The 17,977-nt window shown below is 43.6% G+C and carries 17 protein-coding genes; all 17 read left to right on the top strand.

Going from position 1 to position 17,977, the window contains the following annotated elements; translation table 11 throughout:
• Positions 1–88: 88 nt before the first annotated feature.
• The 17 genes from nhaA (QZL64_RS01840) to QZL64_RS01760 all read left to right on the top strand — a co-directional run bounded on the left by nhaA (QZL64_RS01840) (position 89) and on the right by QZL64_RS01760 (position 17,890).
• Complete coding sequence (nhaA, locus tag QZL64_RS01840; protein ID WP_295241467.1) at positions 89–1,258, top strand: Na+/H+ antiporter NhaA; 1,170 nt, start codon at positions 89–91, stop codon at positions 1,256–1,258.
• A gap of 254 nt (positions 1,259–1,512) precedes the next feature.
• Complete coding sequence (gene nhaA, locus QZL64_RS01835; RefSeq protein ID WP_021840349.1) at positions 1,513–2,700, top strand: Na+/H+ antiporter NhaA; 1,188 nt, start codon at positions 1,513–1,515, stop codon at positions 2,698–2,700.
• A gap of 264 nt (positions 2,701–2,964) precedes the next feature.
• The gene (locus QZL64_RS01830) at positions 2,965–3,783 is read left to right on the top strand and encodes a peptidoglycan-binding protein (protein WP_021840348.1); all 819 of its coding nucleotides are present in this window, start codon (positions 2,965–2,967) and stop codon (positions 3,781–3,783) included.
• 378 nt (positions 3,784–4,161) lie between these two features.
• Positions 4,162–4,986, top strand: a complete 825-nt coding sequence (gene purR / locus QZL64_RS01825) for a pur operon repressor (RefSeq protein ID WP_021840347.1) — start codon at positions 4,162–4,164, stop codon at positions 4,984–4,986.
• 4 nt (positions 4,987–4,990) lie between these two features.
• The gene (glmU, locus tag QZL64_RS01820; RefSeq protein ID WP_021840346.1) at positions 4,991–6,370 is read left to right on the top strand and encodes a bifunctional UDP-N-acetylglucosamine diphosphorylase/glucosamine-1-phosphate N-acetyltransferase GlmU; all 1,380 of its coding nucleotides are present in this window, start codon (positions 4,991–4,993) and stop codon (positions 6,368–6,370) included.
• A gap of 109 nt (positions 6,371–6,479) precedes the next feature.
• A complete protein-coding gene (locus QZL64_RS01815; protein WP_021840345.1) occupies positions 6,480–7,433 on the top strand; it encodes a ribose-phosphate diphosphokinase in 954 nt (317 codons plus the stop codon).
• Between the two features lie 100 nt (positions 7,434–7,533).
• Positions 7,534–8,112: an aminoacyl-tRNA hydrolase gene (gene pth, locus QZL64_RS01810; protein ID WP_127058995.1), complete on the top strand. Its 579-nt coding sequence runs from the start codon at positions 7,534–7,536 to the stop codon at positions 8,110–8,112.
• A 285-nt stretch (positions 8,113–8,397) separates the two neighbouring features.
• The gene (locus QZL64_RS01805; RefSeq protein WP_021840343.1) at positions 8,398–8,595 is read left to right on the top strand and encodes a hypothetical protein; all 198 of its coding nucleotides are present in this window, start codon (positions 8,398–8,400) and stop codon (positions 8,593–8,595) included.
• A gap of 76 nt (positions 8,596–8,671) precedes the next feature.
• Positions 8,672–9,175, top strand: a complete 504-nt coding sequence (locus QZL64_RS01800; protein WP_021840342.1) for an NUDIX hydrolase — start codon at positions 8,672–8,674, stop codon at positions 9,173–9,175.
• 166 nt (positions 9,176–9,341) lie between these two features.
• Positions 9,342–10,784 carry an aminotransferase class I/II-fold pyridoxal phosphate-dependent enzyme gene (locus tag QZL64_RS01795; protein WP_226974550.1) on the top strand — a complete coding sequence of 481 codons (1,443 nt, stop codon included), beginning with the start codon at positions 9,342–9,344 and terminating at the stop codon, positions 10,782–10,784.
• Positions 10,785–10,794: 10 nt separating this feature from the next.
• Positions 10,795–11,487, top strand: coding sequence for a dTMP kinase (locus QZL64_RS01790; RefSeq protein ID WP_021840340.1), 693 nt, complete (start codon positions 10,795–10,797; stop codon positions 11,485–11,487).
• 61 nt (positions 11,488–11,548) lie between these two features.
• Entirely contained in the window at positions 11,549–12,592 is a 1,044-nt protein-coding gene (locus QZL64_RS01785; RefSeq protein WP_021840339.1) for a DNA polymerase III subunit, read from the top strand.
• Positions 12,589–13,434, top strand: a complete 846-nt coding sequence (locus QZL64_RS01780; protein ID WP_021840338.1) for a PSP1 domain-containing protein — start codon at positions 12,589–12,591, stop codon at positions 13,432–13,434. The genes QZL64_RS01785 and QZL64_RS01780 overlap by 4 nt, the downstream gene beginning before the upstream one ends.
• A complete protein-coding gene (locus QZL64_RS01775) occupies positions 13,424–14,152 on the top strand; it encodes a tRNA1(Val) (adenine(37)-N6)-methyltransferase (protein WP_021840337.1) in 729 nt (242 codons plus the stop codon). Before QZL64_RS01780 ends, QZL64_RS01775 begins: the two co-directional genes overlap by 11 nt.
• Positions 14,139–14,999 carry a 16S rRNA (cytidine(1402)-2'-O)-methyltransferase gene (rsmI, locus tag QZL64_RS01770; RefSeq protein ID WP_021840336.1) on the top strand — a complete coding sequence of 287 codons (861 nt, stop codon included), beginning with the start codon at positions 14,139–14,141 and terminating at the stop codon, positions 14,997–14,999. Before QZL64_RS01775 ends, rsmI begins: the two co-directional genes overlap by 14 nt.
• Before the next feature lie 100 nt (positions 15,000–15,099).
• On the top strand, positions 15,100–17,118 hold the full coding sequence (metG, locus tag QZL64_RS01765; protein WP_021840335.1) for a methionine--tRNA ligase: 2,019 nt from the start codon (positions 15,100–15,102) through the stop codon (positions 17,116–17,118).
• Between the two features lies 1 nt (position 17,119).
• Positions 17,120–17,890 (top strand): TatD family hydrolase, encoded by a 771-nt coding sequence (locus QZL64_RS01760; RefSeq protein ID WP_021840334.1) that lies wholly within the window; start codon positions 17,120–17,122, stop codon positions 17,888–17,890.
• The last annotated feature ends 87 nt before the right edge of the window (positions 17,891–17,977 follow it).

Below are 17,977 nucleotides of genomic sequence, written 5' to 3'. Positions count from 1 at the left end.
ATATAAAATAACTAAAAGGAAATAAACGAACGGAAAGTGAGATTATCAAAATTATTGTAAAGTTTATTTCCTTAAGAAAGAAGAGGAGATTATGGCTTGGATTAAATCATTTCTACAGTCTCCTTCAGCCGGTGGGATTTTATTACTTATCTCAGCTGCACTGGCAGTCGGAGTAGCAAACTCATCACTGGCAGAACAGTATTTTATGTTCTTAAAACTACCGTTGGGACCATTCCCGGTTGATTTGTGGGTTAACGATGTTTTAATGGCCATATTCTTCTTAGGCGTTGGTCTTGAAATTAAGCATGAAATGATTTACGGTGAATTAAATACGAATGCGAAGCGTATTTTACCGACCATATGCGCTTGTTGCGGTGTTATGGTTCCGGCCATTATTTATTTCGCATTTAACCATGCCAACCCTTTATACCATAGAGGTTGGGCTATTCCGACAGCGACGGATATAGCGTTCTCCATTGGCGTAGTTTCTTTATTGGGGACGCGCGTTCCGGTAGCCATGAAAGTATTACTTACTACATTGGCTGTTGTGGATGATTTGATTGCGGTTATTATCATTGCTGCCGTGTATACCGAATCTTTGTCATTTTTATTCATGGGATTGGCGGTAGTGATTTTTGTTCTCTTGATGATACTGAATAAAAGAGGGATTTTCCATCCTATTCCGTATATTATTCTCGGCCTCGGCTTATGGTACTGTATCTTTAGATCCGGTCTTCATGCGACATTGTCCGGTGTTATTCTGGCCATGACCATACCGTATCGGGCTAAATACAGCACGGGTCGTTTGATTTCACCGATAATGCAGTGGAACAATGCGTTAATCAAATGGATTACCTTCCTAATCTTACCGCTGTTCGGCTTTGTTAATGCCGGGGTATCCTTTGGGGACTTTACATACTCCGATTTATTCCATCCGGTTGTACTCGGTGTTTCTTTAGCACTCTTCTTAGGTAAACAAATTGGCGTATTTGCTACCGTATTTGTTTTAGTTAAAACTAAATTGGTTGACATGCCGGTTCATGCAACTTGGTCTCACGTATACGGCATTGCTCTTTGCTGCGGGATTGGCTTTACTATGAGCTTGTTCGTCGATTTATTGGCATTTCCGGCCGGTCATGCTCAGGAAATGGCGAAAGTCGGTATTTTCATGGGCTCCATTCTCTCCGGTGTGTTAGGGTATTTAGTACTTAGATTCTTAACGCCTGATGTAAGTGCCTTAGAACGGAAAGAAGATTAGTTTTATAGTAATTATTGATAGGTTGGTATTGGAGTTCCTACAGCGTTGTTGGGGATTTTAACAATATAAAATTGTATACTAAGAGGTTTATTGAAAATTTTCAATAAACCTCTTTATTTTATTGCCAGTTTTATTTTGAATAGGGTATACTAAGTAGTGCAGAGGAATTAGTTAAGTTAGCGCATCACCATAAATTATAAAATGTGATGAAGCTTATGAGAGGTTATGAATGTGTGAGAAAGTGAAGGAAACATATGGAGAGTCTTAAAAAAGTTTTTCAAGCGCCGGCTACGGGGGGCATTTTATTGCTGTTAACGGCAGTACTGGCCGTGCTCGTAGCTAATTCGTCGTTCGGTCCGCAGTACGAAGAAATATTGCATACGTACGTAGGTCCTTTATCCGTATCTCATTGGATTAACGATGTATTAATGGCCGTATTTTTCTTAGGCGTCGGCCTTGAAGTAAAACATGAAATGCTCGAAGGCGAGCTAAATACAAATGCTAAACGCTTGTTACCGACCATTGCGGCCGTATTCGGTGTTTTAATGCCGGCTTTGATATATACGTTTTTTACTTATAACCAAAGCGAATTGGTTCGCGGTTGGGCGATTCCGACGGCAACGGATATTGCCTTTTCCATCGGTATTATTTCCTTATTGGGATCGCGAGTACCGTTGGCAGCGAAAGTATTTTTGACAACCTTGGCCGTAGTTGACGATTTAATTGCCGTAATAATTATTGCCGCTGTCTATACACCTTCCTTAGAGTTTATGTACTTGGGTGGTGCGGTTCTTGTTTTTGTATTGCTCTTATTATTGAATAAAAAAGACGTAGTCAGCCCGTGGCCGTACATTATTCTTGGCGTAGCTCTTTGGTTCTGTATCTTCAAATCCGGTTTACACGCTACTTTGTCTGGTGTAATTTTAGCCATGACGATTCCGTCCAAAGTGTTGCGTAACGGCGTGGAATTATCGCCGTTAAATGATTGGCATGAGGCATTGGGCGGTTGGATTACGTTCCTTATCATACCGTTGTTCGGTTTTGCCAATGCGGGCGTTTCCTTTGGCGACTTCCAGTGGTCCGAACTTATGCATCCGGTTATTTTGGGGATTTCCCTGGGCCTTTTCGTGGGCAAGCAAATCGGCATTTTCGGTATCATGTTTGTTCTTGTTAAAACGAAGATTGTACCGATGCCTAAGCCACTTACGTGGAAACATGTTTACGGCGTATCCCTCTGTTGTGGTGTAGGTTTTACCATGAGTCTTTTCGTTAATTTATTGGCATTCCCGCCGGGCCATGCGCAGGAGATTGCCAAAGTCGGTATTTTCTTAGGTTCTATTGTATCCGGTATTTTCGGTTATATTATGCTTCGCTTCTTTACTCCGGAAGTGAAATTAACTGAACCGGAAGATCCGTTTTTCCATAAAAATCATTTAGTATAATCGTTTGAAACGATAACGATTGATGCTGGGACTGTTACTTTTAAGAAAGAGTAGCAGTCCTTTTAGTTTCCCCGTTGAGACATGCTAGGGTCAACTAAATATACGGCTAAATGAATAACTATATCGAAGATATTAATCGAAGTGGGAAAAAGCCCCGTTTATTTTGATTAAAGTGGTGATTATAATTGATAAAAGGGGGCGAATTTTGACAAAATTCCCAAAATAAAGTAAAATAGTATTGCATTTAGATACGAGGTGGAAATATTGAGAAAACTTAGAATAGTGACAGTTCTCTTAACGTTTCTAATGGCTTGTACTTCAGTAGTATTGGCTGATGTAGGACGCGGCGATCGCGGCAGCGAAGTACAATTTGTTCAGCGTTTGATGATAACGCAAGGGTACTTGGTTGATACAGCTGACGGTGTTTTTGGTAATAATACGGAATATGCAGTGCGCATGTTCCAAAAACAAAACGGCTTATCCGCTACGGGTAAGGTGGATAGCGACACCTTGGCAGCGATGAAAGAGAACAATAAGAAATTTGCAGCAGCACAACAGTCTCGCAATGTGCGCAATAGCGTAGAAGTGTCACGTTTTGGTGATCGAGGTCGCTCGGTTTCCGATTTGCAGGCTCGTTTAGCCCACAGTGGTTTTTCACCGGGTTCGATTGACGGTATTTTCGGCAATGGCACAGCCAATGCCTTAAAACGTTTCCAGAAGGCAAACGGATTAACCGTAACCGGTGAAGTGGACAGCAAGACAATGGAGCTCTTAGCTAAAGAGCGCGGTATTCCGACAGAGTATAAGAAGACGATGACGATGAATGCCACAGCCTATTCCGCATATGATCCGGGTAATTCTTCATATACGGCACGAGGCAATTTATTGAAACGTGGGTATGTGTCAGTGGATCCTGATGTGATTCCGTTAGGCACAGCGGTTTATGTCGAGGGCTACGGATATGCAGTCGCGGATGATACCGGCGGCGGTATTATTGGTAATCGTATCGATTTAGCCATGGATTCTCATGGCGAGGCCATAGATTTTGGTCGACAAACCGTTAAGGTTTATATTTTAGAATAAGAGAATAAGATTTTAGAGAAGCGTTAGTACTATGTATGAATTTACTTTTATGAATTCAATTATTTATTAACATCTAAAATGCAGCTAAAGAGGCTGTAACAAAAACGAGGATTCATTTCTTCGTTTAGGTTATAGTCTCTTTTGTTATTCAAAATACGGAATGGGCTAGTCGTAATGTTTGATAGGTAATGGATGTTTTGACTATCCACTCTTGAAAGATACTTGCAAACTACGAACGTTCAGATAAAAATTAACCTTGAATGTATGGATTTTTACCTTTAAAGTATGTATTTTCCGAACGTTTTGTGGTATCCTTAAAAGAGAACAAGGTTGTTGGCATAGTTGGCAACGTTATTTTTTTGTATAAGGAGGTATACAGTGGAAAAAGTGCGACGCGTTGAGCGCATGGTAGCGCTTACTAAACTGTTGGTAGATTCTCCGCAAGAATTGATATCTTTACGCTATTTTTGCGATTTTTTTGATATTGCAAAGTCCACACTCAGCGAAGATTTAAGTTCCGTGAAAACAGCTTTGCAACATTTTTCCTTAGGCACCTTGGAAACGGTGGCCGGAGTAGCCGGTGGTGTTCGCTTTATCCCGTATCGGCAAGGGGAGCGGGCCATGTCTGTCCTTCGTGAAGTACAGCAGCGTTTACAAGAACCGGACCGCGTAATTCCGGGTGGTTTCTTGTATATGTCGGATATTTTATATGATTGGCATATTGCCAGCCGTTTAGGCGAGATTTTTATGACTCGCTTTGCCGACCGGAACCCGGACTATATTATGACGGTAGAAACAAAAGGAATTCCGTTGGCGGTTATGGTGGCGCGAGCTTTTAACAAACCCCTTGTTATTGCGCGCCGTGACAGCAAGGTGACAGAAGGTTCGTCTATCAGTATTAACTATGTGACCGGATCGAATCGTCGCATTCAGACTATGTCGCTTACGAAACGGGCCATTCCGCCTAAATCCAAAGTATTGCTCATTGATGATTTTATGAAAGCCGGCGGTACGGCGAACGGCATGCGGGAGCTGGTTACCGAAATGGGCGGCACCGTGGTTGGTATCGGTGTACTGGTATCGACGCCGGATCCTAAAGTTGTAAAAGATTGCGAAGCACTCTTAATTCTTAATGGTGTTAATGAAGAAACACGCAGTATTGATATCGAACCTGTAAATTTAGAGGCTGATAAGGAGGCCTAATTGTATGAAACCTATTACATCTTTGATTTTAGCGGCCGGTAAAGGGACCCGCATGAAGTCTAAACTACCGAAAGTATTGCATCCCGTAGCGGGCAAGCCTATGGTGGAACGCGTACTTGAAACCGTAAAAACAGTGGGCACAGAACGCAATGTTGTAATTGTCGGTTTTGGCGGTGAACAAGTGCAGGCGTACTTGGGTGAGGCTGCTGAATTCGTGACCCAGACCGAGCAAAAAGGCACCGGCCATGCTGTTAAGCAGGCCAAACCTTTATTAGGTGATTACAAAGGGACCATATTATTGCTCTGCGGTGATACGCCACTCGTAACGCGTGAATCGTTGGAAGCGCTGTTAGCCGAACATGAAGCAACCGGTGCAGCGGCTACTGTGTTGACGGCTCATATGGCTGATCCGACCGGGTACGGCCGCATTATTCGCGAAGAAGGGACGGGTAAGGTTCTTCGCATTGTGGAACAAAAAGACGGCAAACCGGAAGAGTTGGCGGTACAGGAAATCAATACCGGTATGTATGCCTTTGACAGTGAGAAGCTATGGCCGTGTTTGGAACAGTTATCCGATGACAATGCGCAGGGCGAACTCTATATTACCGATGTGGTAGGTATTTTGGTAAATCAGGGTGACCGTGTAAGTGCCTATATGATGACCAACGAAGAAGAGTCGTTAGGCGTTAACTCCCGAGCACAATTGGCGGAAGCAGAACGTATTTTGCGTGAGCGCACGAACCGTCATTTCATGGACCTCGGTGTGACGATTATCGATCCCGCATCCACTTATATTGCACCGGAAGTTGTAATCGGTGCCGATACGGTAATTTTACCGGGGACCTTGCTTGAAGGGTCAACGGTTATCGGTGAAGGTTGCAAAATCGGACCACATAGTCGTTTAACCAATGTAAAGGTGGGCAACGAAGTGGTTATGCATTTTACCTATGCTCATGATTGTGAAGTAAAAGACGGTGCCGATATCGGACCGTATGTACATTTACGCCCTGATACAGTTATCGGCGAATCCGTTCATATCGGTAACTTTGTGGAAGTGAAGAACAGTATTGTCGGTAAAGGGACTAAATTCCCACACTTATCGTATATTGGTGACAGTGATGTGGGCAGCGGCGTTAATATAGGATGCGGTACAATTACGGTTAACTATGACGGCAAATTAAAACACCGTACTAAAATCGGTGACGGTGCTTTTGTGGGCTGTAACTCTAATTTGGTAGCCCCGGTTTCGGTAGGTGATTACAGTTATATCGGCGCCGGTTCCACCATTACCAAAGATGTACCGGCTAAATCTTTGGCGGTAGGTCGGGCTCGTCAGATTGTAAAAGAAAACTGGGTGACTGACGATACATTTAAGAAAAAATAGAAAAAAGTTGTTTACTTTTTTGCAATAAAGACGGTAATAGTATACAATAATAAAGATGAGGTTTGCTAGGAGCAACGAAGTTATTAATTAGCAAAAGGGGTATTGAATCATGGCATTTGAAGACGGTAAGAAACTTAAAATTTTCACAGGTAATGCGAATCCGGAGTTGGCGAAAGAAATCTGTGATTACTTAGGCTTACCTTTAGGCGAAGCGTTCGTAGGTCGTTTCAACAATGGCGAAGTACAGATTATGATTGATGAAAGCGTACGCGGTAAAGATGTATTTATCGTGCAACCTACCAGCTATCCGGTAAATGATAATTTAATTGAGTTATTAGTTATGGCTGATGCCTTAAAACGTGCCTCTGCGCGTCACATTACGGCGGTAGTACCGTACTATGGCTATGCTCGTCAGGACCGTAAAACTCGCGGTCGTGAACCGATTACGGCTAAATTGGTAGCTGACTTAATGCAGACAGCCGGCATCACTCGTTTGGTAACAATTGACCTTCATGCCGGTCAGATTCAAGGCTTTTTCAATGTGCCGGTGGACCACTTATTCGGTGCCTCCATTTTGGCAAAATACATTAACGAAAAGAAAATGGAAGATTTAATCGTTGTATCGCCTGACCTTGGCGGTGTAACGCGTGCTCGTGATTTGGCCGATCGTATCGGTGCGCCGATTGCGATTATCGAAAAGAAACGTCCGCAACCGGGTGTGGCTAAAGTTATGAACTTAATCGGTAATGTAGAAGGTAAGAACTGCATCATTATCGATGATATCGTTGATACAGCGGGCTCTTTGGTTGAAGGGGCTAAAGCACTTAAAGAATTCGGTGCTAAATCTGTTATGGCTTGTGTAACGCATGCTGTATTGACTGACCCTGCTTGCGAACGCATTGAAAACTCCAATATTAAGGAATTAATCGTAACCAATACAATTGATTTACCGGAAGAACATAAATTACCAAATATTACGTCCTTGTCGGTAGCGCCTTTATTGGGTGAAGCTATTATGCGTATCTTCCACGAAGTATCCGTAAGTAATTTGTTTGACAAATAATTTTTCTCTGCATGGCTGTTTATGCCTCTGTAGAGCGATGTGTGTAACCTCCGGAATCCTTTCCGGAGGTTCTGTTTTTCGTAGATAAAGGATGTAAACAGTGAAAATGGTTGTAGGGCTCGGGAATCCGGGCCGTGAATATGAAAAGACAAAACATAATATAGGCTTTATGGTCATCGATGCTATGGCGGCGAAAGAAGCTCATACGCCATGGCGTGAAGATTTTAAAGCGCTCATTACGACGATAACAATTGACGGCGAGAAGGTTCTTTTGGTAAAACCGCAGACGTTTATGAATGCCAGTGGTGAATCGGTAGGCCCTTTGATGCGGTATTATAAAATAGATCCGGCCGATGTATATTGTGTCTACGATGATATGGATTTGCCGGTTGGTAAAATCCGTATTCGCCCTAATGGCAGTGCCGGTGGGCATAATGGGATTAAATCCCTCATTGCTCATATGGGCACATCAGAGTTTCCTCATTTCCGTTTCGGTATCGGCCGACCGTTACCGCAATGGACGGTTATCGACCATGTATTGGCACCGTTCCCGGAAGAACAGCAGGATAAGGTGAATAAAGGCATTGAAGATATGGCTAAAGCTATTTTAGGCACCTTAGAGGTAGGGCTCGACAAAGGTATGAATTTATACAACCCACGTAAAGGTCGTCGTCAATAATAGTCGCGTAATGCTGATTGCGTATGGTTTTAAAATAACGGTTAAGTGAGAATATTTAATAATAACACTTGACAAGTTTTAATAATTTCGATATAATAACTCTATTATCCGGATAGATTGTCAGTGTTAATGCTTGAGGAGGATGAACTTTAAACCCAACAATGTCATAATCTTGAACATTCCTGAGCAGTCGTACGGGTATGTGGTAATAACCCAACCACTTTTTAGCAGTTGGTTTTAACCCAAATCGCTGTAAGTTATAAGAATAACAAAGGAGGTTCGATTATGAACAAGATTCAAAGTTTATCGAACCGCTTATCGGTGCTGGGATATAGTGGTTTCGAGATTTCTCACATTATTAATTATGCCGCCAGAGGCAAAGAGTTAACAACATTGAGTAAATATCAGTTGCGAGATGTTATTCAGCAAATGGAAAAATATGTAACGCTAGGTACGCAATATGCGGCCGCTTATAGCAAGTAAGCTTTAGCGTAAACACAGGAGACTATACGGAGCTATAGTCTCCTTTTTTTCGATATAAGGGAGAACGGAGGATTACATGTTCGTACGACAAAATCATAAACCGCGTAAGCAACGTTCGTTTCCTGCCGGGCCACGCCAAACAAGGCGTATGGGAATGTCAGTGAAATGTATGATTTTTTGCGATGGCGATATTTTATTATTACAAAAAAAGGATAGAGAAGGACTCAGACCATGGGAATTTCCCGGTGGCGGTCTCGAGTTTGGTGAAGATTTACATGATGCGGCGTTACGAGAAGTTCGTGAAGAAACCGGTCTTACGGTCGAACTGCTGGATGTAGCCGGTCTGTGGTCCTACAAACGCAATAAATTGCAGTTTTTGACAGGGGTCATCTTCATTGCCAAAGCAAATAATCGTGATGTAGTATTGTCGGACGAACACACAGACTTTGCTTGGGTCAAACCGGCAGAGCTTAATACCTATCGGTTGCAGGATTCCTTACGTGAGGCTTTGGATCGCATTAAAACGAGCAATGAGCGGGGCCGGGAATTACGTCAATATTTTGTAGAAAATTATAAATAGCGATTTAGTATTTATAAAATTACAAATAGATACACCGCCATTACTATAAAATGGTATAATTGTATGTATATAAAAATAAGCAAACAGAGGTTTTATTTTGAAAACACATACACAAACGAAAAATAATAATAGGGAACGTAATAATATAGCATTAAATCAGTCACGCATGCCTTTTGTAGAAGCGTTGGAGGCTTATAAAGAAGAGCATTTCGTGCCGTTTCATACACCAGGTCATAAAATAGGCGTAGGAGCGCCTGCTACATTAAAAGCATGGATGGATCCGGCACTGCCGTATGATTTAGGCGTGATGTATGCGCTGGATGATTTACATGAACCGGAAGGTTCGTTAAAAGAAGCGCAAGATTTGGCGGCTCAATTATATGGGGCCGATTACACTTGGTTTTCTATAAACGGAACCACCGCTTTAATTGAAACAATGATTATGGGCACAGTCGGTGCCGGTGATACGATTATTATTCCCCGTGAAGCACACCGCTCAGTAATGGGCGGTTTAATTTTAAGTGGCGCCAAGCCGGTCTACTTGGAAGGGCGTTTTGACGAGCGCTTCGGTGTACCGTTGGGGACTACACCTAGTGAAGTAGAAACAGTCTTAAACGAGCATCCGGAGGCGAAAGCCATCGTTTTGGTAAACCCGAATTATTATGGCATTGCCATTGATTTAGAAGCTATAGTATTATTAGCTCATAAGAAAGGTGTTATTGTTCTTGTAGATGAAGCTCATGGAGCCCATTTGCCGTTTGGTAAAAACTTACCTAAAAGTGCCTTGGCCTGCGGCGCCGATTTAGTGGCACAAAGTACGCATAAATTAATCGGATCTTTAACACAAACATCGATGCTTCATGGACAGGATATGCTCATTAATGAACGACGCATCACGCAGGTGCATCAGATTTTGCAAAGTACCAGTCCTAATTATATATTTCTGGCCAGCCTTGATATGGCGCGGCATCAAATGGCGACAAAAGGCCGTGAGTTAGTCACCAAGGCGGAAATGCTGGCACAGGAATTGCGCCGGGATTTGCAGAACATTCCGGGGATTAATGTACCGGCTGCGGAAGATTTTAACGGTTTATATGATTATGATGCGACCAAGGTGCTCATTGATTTTTATGAGCTCGGCTTGACCGGTGTAGAAGCGGAAAAATTGCTTCGCAAGGAAGGTATCGAGGTAGAATTGGTACAGGCTTATCATGTGTTGGTGCTCATTACGCTAGGCGATACCAAGGACAGTATTAAACGACTGGTCGATGCGGTAAGTAAGGTGGCGGCGAATGTAAAGGAATTTAAGCAATCAAGCCCTCAGGCAAAGCCATTGGCTACGGGTACGCGTTTACCAAGTCCGGAAGTGGTACTGACGCCACGGGAGGCTTTTTACAGTAAAACAGAAACTGTGGCCCTTGCGGAGACGGCAGGGCAAATCAGTGGTGAGACTATCAGTTATTACCCGCCGGGGATTCCCTTTGTCAGCGTAGGCGAACGAATTACACCGGCGGTGTTGGCCTATATCAAAGAGCGGCAAGCCATGGGCTTTTTGCCAAATGGCTGTGCTGATAAAACATTAAAAACAATTCGTATTATTAGTAAATGAGGTGTGACCCGTGGGCCGTTTAATAATTATTGAAGGTGGCGACGGTAGCGGTAAAGCTACGCAGACGGCGCTATTGAAAGAACGTTTACTCAAAGAAGGCTATAAGGTAAAATCCGTGAGTTTTCCCAATTACGACAGTCCGGCTGCCATGCCGGTAAAGATGTATTTAGCCGGTGATTTCGGTAAAAAACCGTCCGATGTAAATCCCTTCGTGGCCAGCTCTTTATACGCTGTGGACAGATTTGCTTCTTTTCGCATGGATTGGCAAAACTTCTACGAAGAAGGGGGGATTATTTTAGCCGATCGCTATACGACCTCCAATATGGTACATCAAATGGTAAAATATGAAGACCCGGCGGAACGCAAGGCATTCCTCGACTGGTTGGAAGATTTTGAGTTCGTAAAATTCGGCTTACCGCGACCTGATGCGGTATGTTTACTGGATATGCCCCTTGCAGTGAGCGAAGCACTTATGGCGGAGCGCAAACATAAAACCGGTGGCGCTACCGGCGATATTCATGAGAAAGACCATGCGTATTTGGGCCGTGTTCACGGAGCCTATGATGAATTGGTGGCACGTTATAATTGGCAGCGTATTGCCTGTGCCGATGAGCATATGAATCTTCGCTCCATAGAAGCCATTCATGAGGATGTGTATAACGCAGTAGCTGCCGTATTGAATGACTTAGAGCCTTCGCTTTGAGTTGTTTTTTAGGGGCTTCACGGTATATAATAAATATGTTGTAATACATTGAGGAGGCACCATGTCGTATTTTGAGCAAGTTATCGGTCAAAAGGCTACAATCGACCATTTGACGATCTTGGTAGAGCGCGGTACCTTACCCCATAGTTTGTTATTTTATGGGGAAAAGGGCCTGGGAAAATTAAATACGGCTATTGGCTTAGCTTCTTTATTAATAGGCCGACAAGTCTTTTCGGCTGACGGCGGCGCTCAGTTTTTAGAAGCGGTAGCGAATGCTCGTCAAGCGGATGGCGAATCGGAGAAAAAAACGGAAGCGGAAGGCCTTCCTATTTACGTTGATGGCGGTCAGGCTTTTTGGTTACGGCCGATGAAGAATATGCTGAAGGTAGAGCAGTGGTATGAGCTGTTAAGTTCCTATTTAGGGCGTACCGGTGGCGGCCGGCGAGTTGTTATCGTAGAAGATTTTCAAACGACTAATGCAGTTATGGCCAATGCCATGTTAAAAACCATTGAGGAGCCGCCGGCTGATGTTTTTTTCATAATTATAACGAATCAAATTGCTTCGGTGTTACCTACTATTAAATCACGGTGCATGCTGGTTCCTTTCGGACCGGTAAGTAATGATATTATTACGGCGGCACTGCGTAAGGAAGGTTTTACCGAAGATTTACAACAAGCTTTGGGAGCCGGTCAGGGCAATCCTGATTTGGTTCGTGAGCTGGTCCTGAGAGGCACGTTGCCACTATTGGAACAGACCGTAAAAATGCTGGAACAGCTGCCGAAAGCTTTGTTTTTTACACAGTTGAGTCTGCAAACAGAATCCCTTAAACGCGATGACATGCGCGAGTTAATGGGCTGGTTGCGGCTTTTGGCGCGCGACATGATGGCTTTAAGAGCCGGTGCGCCGGATGATGTACTACAGTGTCCTCTCCATAAAGAGCGTTTATTGCAAATATTACCGTCATGGAAGGTGAAAACCTTATTGACCGTAGAGCGGGAAACGCTGGCGGCGGAAGAGGCACTTCGATTAAATGTGAAAGCAGGTTTGGTTATGGATGGCGTATTGCTTGCCCTTCGCCAAGCCTTAAAGGAGGACACCCAGTGACAACCATAGTCGGTGTTAGATTTAAAAAAGCGGGTAAAATTTATTATTTTGCTCCCGGTGGTGCCAGCTTGAACTTAGGTGACGGTATTATTGTTGAAACGGCTCGCGGTCTTGAATTCGGCGATGTGGTAATTGCACCGCGTCAAGTGGACGAAGAATCGGTAATTCAACCGCTTAAAAGCGTAATCCGTAAGGCCACCCCGAAAGATTACAAACAAGTAGAAAAAAATAAGCAGCGTGAAGAAAAGGCGTTTGAGATTTGTTTGGAAAAAATTGCCAATCGCAAATTGCCGATGAAGCTTATCAATGTTGAATATACTTTTGACATGAATAAAATCATCTTCTTCTTTACCGCTGACGGACGCATTGACTTCCGTGATTTGGTTAAAGATTTAGCCACCGTATTCCGTACGCGTATTGAATTGCGTCAGGTAGGGGTGCGCGATGAAGCTAAAATTTTAAACAGTATCGGTGCTTGCGGCCGTGCTTTATGCTGTGCCACATTCCTGGGGGATTTTTCACCCGTATCGATTCGCATGGCTAAGGATCAGAATTTAAGCCTTAATCCAACGAAGATTTCCGGTGTATGTGGGCGTTTGATGTGCTGCTTAAATTATGAAAATGATTTGTATGCCAAAGGCGGCGATTTATATACGCAGAAAACTAAAGTGGCGCCCGTTATTATAGAACCGCCGGGCATCGGTAAAGATGTAGTAACCGATGAAGGCATGGGCAAGGTATTGAAGATTAATCGCAACAAGAAAACGGTAAAAGTACAGCTGGAAGAAGGTCGTACTATCGACTTGCCGTGGACTGATATCGTATTGCCTGATGAAGAATAACGAGGAGCGACTGGACGATTTATTGATTGGCGGAATGAAGCTGTGGCAGCGGACCGACCAATTTCGCTTTGCCATTGATGCGGTATTACTGGCGCATTTTCCAAAACTTAGTGAAAAGCGCCGCTATGCCGATTTAGGCACGGGAACAGGGGTAATTCCTTTACTCATGACGGCTCTCGGCGCCAAGCAGATTACGGCCGTTGAAGTGAATCCGGTGCTGGCCGATTTAGCACGCCGTAATATTACATTAAATCAAAAAGAAGTGGAAATTTCTTTGGTTGAAGCAGATTACTGTAAGCTTGAAGGTCCTGAATGGGTGGAGCGATTTGATGCAATTCTTATCAATCCACCATATTTTACGGCTGCGCAGGGAGCAATACCCCAATCTTCTGATGTGAGTTTAGCTCGTCATGAGACGATGTATGATATTTCTGATATTGCAAGGGCAGCAGCAAAGCTCGTAAAATATCAGGGACAGGCTTTTTGGATTTACCCGGTAAGTCGACTGATGGATTTATTGGGTGCTTTAAAAGCAGCAAAATTAGAACCGAAGCGAATGCGTTTTGTCCATAGTATGCCGGGCAAAGCGGCTAAATTGGTTCTCATTGAAGCGCGTAAGGCGGGGCAGGTCGGTTTAATTACAGAAGCCCCTTTATATATTTATGACACACCGAATGTGTACAGTGAGGAGGTGCGTAGTTGGTATGACAGAGACTAAAGGAACTTTATATTTAGTACCTACGCCCATAGGCAATCTGGAAGATATGACCTATCGGGCTGTCCGTGTTTTACAGGAAGTGCATACCATAGCGGCCGAAGACACGCGGCACAGCGGCTTATTGTTAAAACATTTTGATATTAAAAAGCCTTTAATATCCTATCATGAGCATAATAAGGATGCGAAGGAAGAGCCCTTAATGGAGTTGTTACTAAGCGGTCACGATGTGGCGGTTATCAGTGATGCAGGTATGCCGGCTATTTCCGATCCGGGCGCCGATCTTGTATTAGCGGCCATAGACGCGGGAATTCCTGTGGTACCGTTACCCGGGCCGAATGCGGCCTTGACGGCACTCATTGCGTCGGGGCTCGATACGAGGGAATTTACTTTTTTAGGCTTTTTACCAAAGAAAAGCAGTCACCGCAAAGAATTGTTGGAGCGCGTGGCTACATATGAAGGCACTTTATTGTTCTACGAAGCGCCTCATCGTTTACAAGCTTCATTACAGGAGTTATATAAATATTTAGGCAATCGTCCTATTGTGGTAGGGCGGGAGTTGACTAAAAAGTTCGAAACTTTTGTGCGTACCAACTTGGAAGCTTTGCAAAAAGCGGAGGATTTGGTTACTATTAAGGGTGAATTTGTTTTAGTCGTAGGCGGTGCCGCCACCGTTGAGGCTGAGGCGGAGACGACGGAAACAATGTCAACCGATGATTATGTAAGTGCTGTGATGATGCTTATGGAAGCCGGAACGGCTAAAAAAGAAGCAATACGCGAAGTTGCCAAACGACTGGGCGTAGCCAGACGCGATGTGTATAATGCCGTTGAAGCGGCACAGGACACATAAATCGATTAGGCATTAAATGTTTAGATTGATGAAACCGTGAATGATAAATAATTAAATTCAGAAGGCTACACCTTGTTATAGAATAAGAGGAGGTTATTGTATGTCAGATACAACCAACAAACGATTTTATATTACAACACCAATTTATTACCCAAGTGCCAAGCTTCATATCGGTCATACTTATTGTACGACCATTGCCGATACGGTAGCACGTTTCAAACGCCGCGCCGGCTATGATGTGCGCTTTTTGACAGGCTCTGACGAACACGGCCAAAAAATCCAACGTGCTGCTGAAGCAATGGGGATTACGCCGCTTGAATATACCACTAAAATTGTTACCGGCTTCCAAGAATTATGGAAAGCCCTTAACATTTCCAATGATGATTTCATCCGCACTACGGAAAAACGTCATGAAAAAGTAGTTCAGTACTTATTCCAAAAAGCCTATGACAAAGGCGATATTTACAAAGCTAAATACAAAGGTTGGTATTGCACACCGGATGAAACATTCTGGACCGAACAAAAATTGGGCCCTAACCATACTTGTCCTGATTGCGGTCGTCCTGTAGAACAGGTCGAAGAAGAAAGCTATTTCTTCAGAATGGGTAAATACGCCGATCAATGGCTAAAATTTATCGACGAAAATCCTGATTTCATCCAGCCGGAAGCACGCCGTAACGAAATGATTCAATTCGTTAAACAGGGCCTTGAAGATTTGGCCGTATCCCGTACCAGCTTTGATTGGGGCATTAAAGTACCGTTTGACCCTAAACATGTTGTGTACGTATGGTTTGATGCCCTTGTTAACTACATCAGTGCATTGAATCCGTTGGAAGAAGATGACAGCTTATTCAAAAAATTCTGGCCTGCTGACATTCACTTGGTAGGTAAGGAAATCGTACGTTTCCACTCCATCATTTGGCCGATTATGCTCATGAGCCTTGAATTGCCGATTCCTAAAAAAGTATTCGGCCACGGCTGGCTCGTTGTAGACGGCACCAAAATGAGTAAATCCCTCGGCAACGTGGTGGATCCGATTCCGCTCATTAATATGTACGGTTCCGATGCCCTTCGTTACTACTTATTGAGTGAAATTCACTTGGGCAATGACGGTAACTTTACATTGCCTAACTTTGTACAGCGCGTTAACTCCGATTTGTCTAACGACTTAGGTAACTTGTTAAATCGTACCGTTGCGATGATTGAAAAATATCACGGCGGTGTGATTACGGCCATGCCTTCCGTTAGCGAATACGACAAAGATTTAGCAGCTATGGCTGAAGCTACGGTTAAAGATTATGAAACCTACATGGAAGCCTTTGATTTGAACCGTGCGTTGAAAGCAGTTTGGGCCTTTATCAGCCGTACCAATAAATATATTGACGAAACTATGCCTTGGGTACTTGCTAAAGGGGCTGAAGCAGGGGATGCTGAAAAATTGCAGACCGTAATGTATCATTTGGCGGAAGCACTTCGCATTATTGCCGTGCTTGTGGATCCTGTAATTCCTACGGGCGCGCCTAAAATTTGGGATCAATTAGGCATTACCGGTTTCGCCGATGCCAAAATCGACGATGTACGTCAGTGGGGCGGTTTAGTGAGTGGCACGAAAGTAGTAAAAGGGGAACCGATTTACCCTCGCTTCGAAGTACCTGAAATGGTAGATGCACCGGCAGCTACTGAAACTAAAGCAGAGGAAAAAGCGGCCGCTAAAACAGGTACGGAAAGTGCGGATGAAACAGACCGTACCAATGAAACTGCCGAAGCAGGTGAACAGGAAATTCCACCGATTAAAGACAATGTGGAATATGACGATTTTGCCAAACTCGACTTGCGCGTGGCTAAAGTTATTTCCTGTGAAAAAGTTAAAAAATCCAAGAAACTTTTAAAATTTGTCTTAGATGTGGGCGTGGAAGAACGCACCGTAGTAAGCGGTATTTCCCAGTACTACGAACCGGAAGATATGATTGGCAAAAAAGTCATTTATCTTGCCAACTTGGCGCCAAAGAAATTCATGGGTATTGAATCGTACGGCATGATTTTATCGGCCTCCGACTTTGCCGATAACTTAGAAGTAACCAACATTGAATCGCTTATTCCGGGAAGCTTGGTGAAATAAGATGGAATTATTTGATACGCATGCGCATATTAACGACAATCGTTTCGACAATGACCGTGAAGCCATGTTGGCAGATTGCCGAGCACAAGGTGTTCGCTATATTATGTGTCCTGCCGTTGACCGCGGTACCGCTGAATCAGCCATTGCTTTGGCTGAGAAATACGATTATGTGTATGCAGCCGTAGGCGTGCATCCTCACGAATCGAAAGACGTGACGGAAGCGGATTATGAATATTTTAAAGAACAAGCTCTTAATAATGACCGGGTAAGAGCTATCGGCGAAATCGGTTTGGATTATTACTTTGATTTTTCCGACCGTGAAACGCAAATGCGTGAATTCAAACGCCAATTGGCACTAGCCCGCGAAGTGGATTTGCCGATTATTATTCATGACCGCGATGCGCACGGCGATATTATGGATACGCTCCGCAATGACGGCAAGGGGAACTACGGTATCTTCCATTGCTATTCCGGCAGTTGGGAAATGGCGAAAGAAGCCATTAAAATGGGTTTTTATATTTCTTTTGCCGGTCCGGTAGTATTTCCGAAGTCTACAAAGCTTAAAGAAGTGGCCAAACAGGTTTCGCTCGATCGCTTATTGATTGAAACGGATTCGCCGTATTTGACACCGCCACCATTCAGAGGGCGTCGTAACGATCCGAGCAAGACTCAGTTCGTAGCACAGGAAATTGCCGCTTTACGTGGTATGGAAGCAGACGAAATAGCAGCCATTACCCTTGAAAACGGTAAACGAATTTTTAATATTAAATAGTATAAATATTAGTAACCAATAAGAGCTCTCTTCGTGAGTTTTGCGAAGAGAGCTCTTTTATTGTACGCCGAATAGGCATGACAAAAC

The sequence above is a fragment of the Veillonella sp. CAG:933 genome (assembly GCF_000431435.1).
Lineage (GTDB): Bacteria > Bacillota > Negativicutes > Veillonellales > Veillonellaceae > Veillonella_A.
Note: the sequence above shows the minus strand (reverse complement) of the source record. Positions and strands in the feature narration are given on the sequence as shown.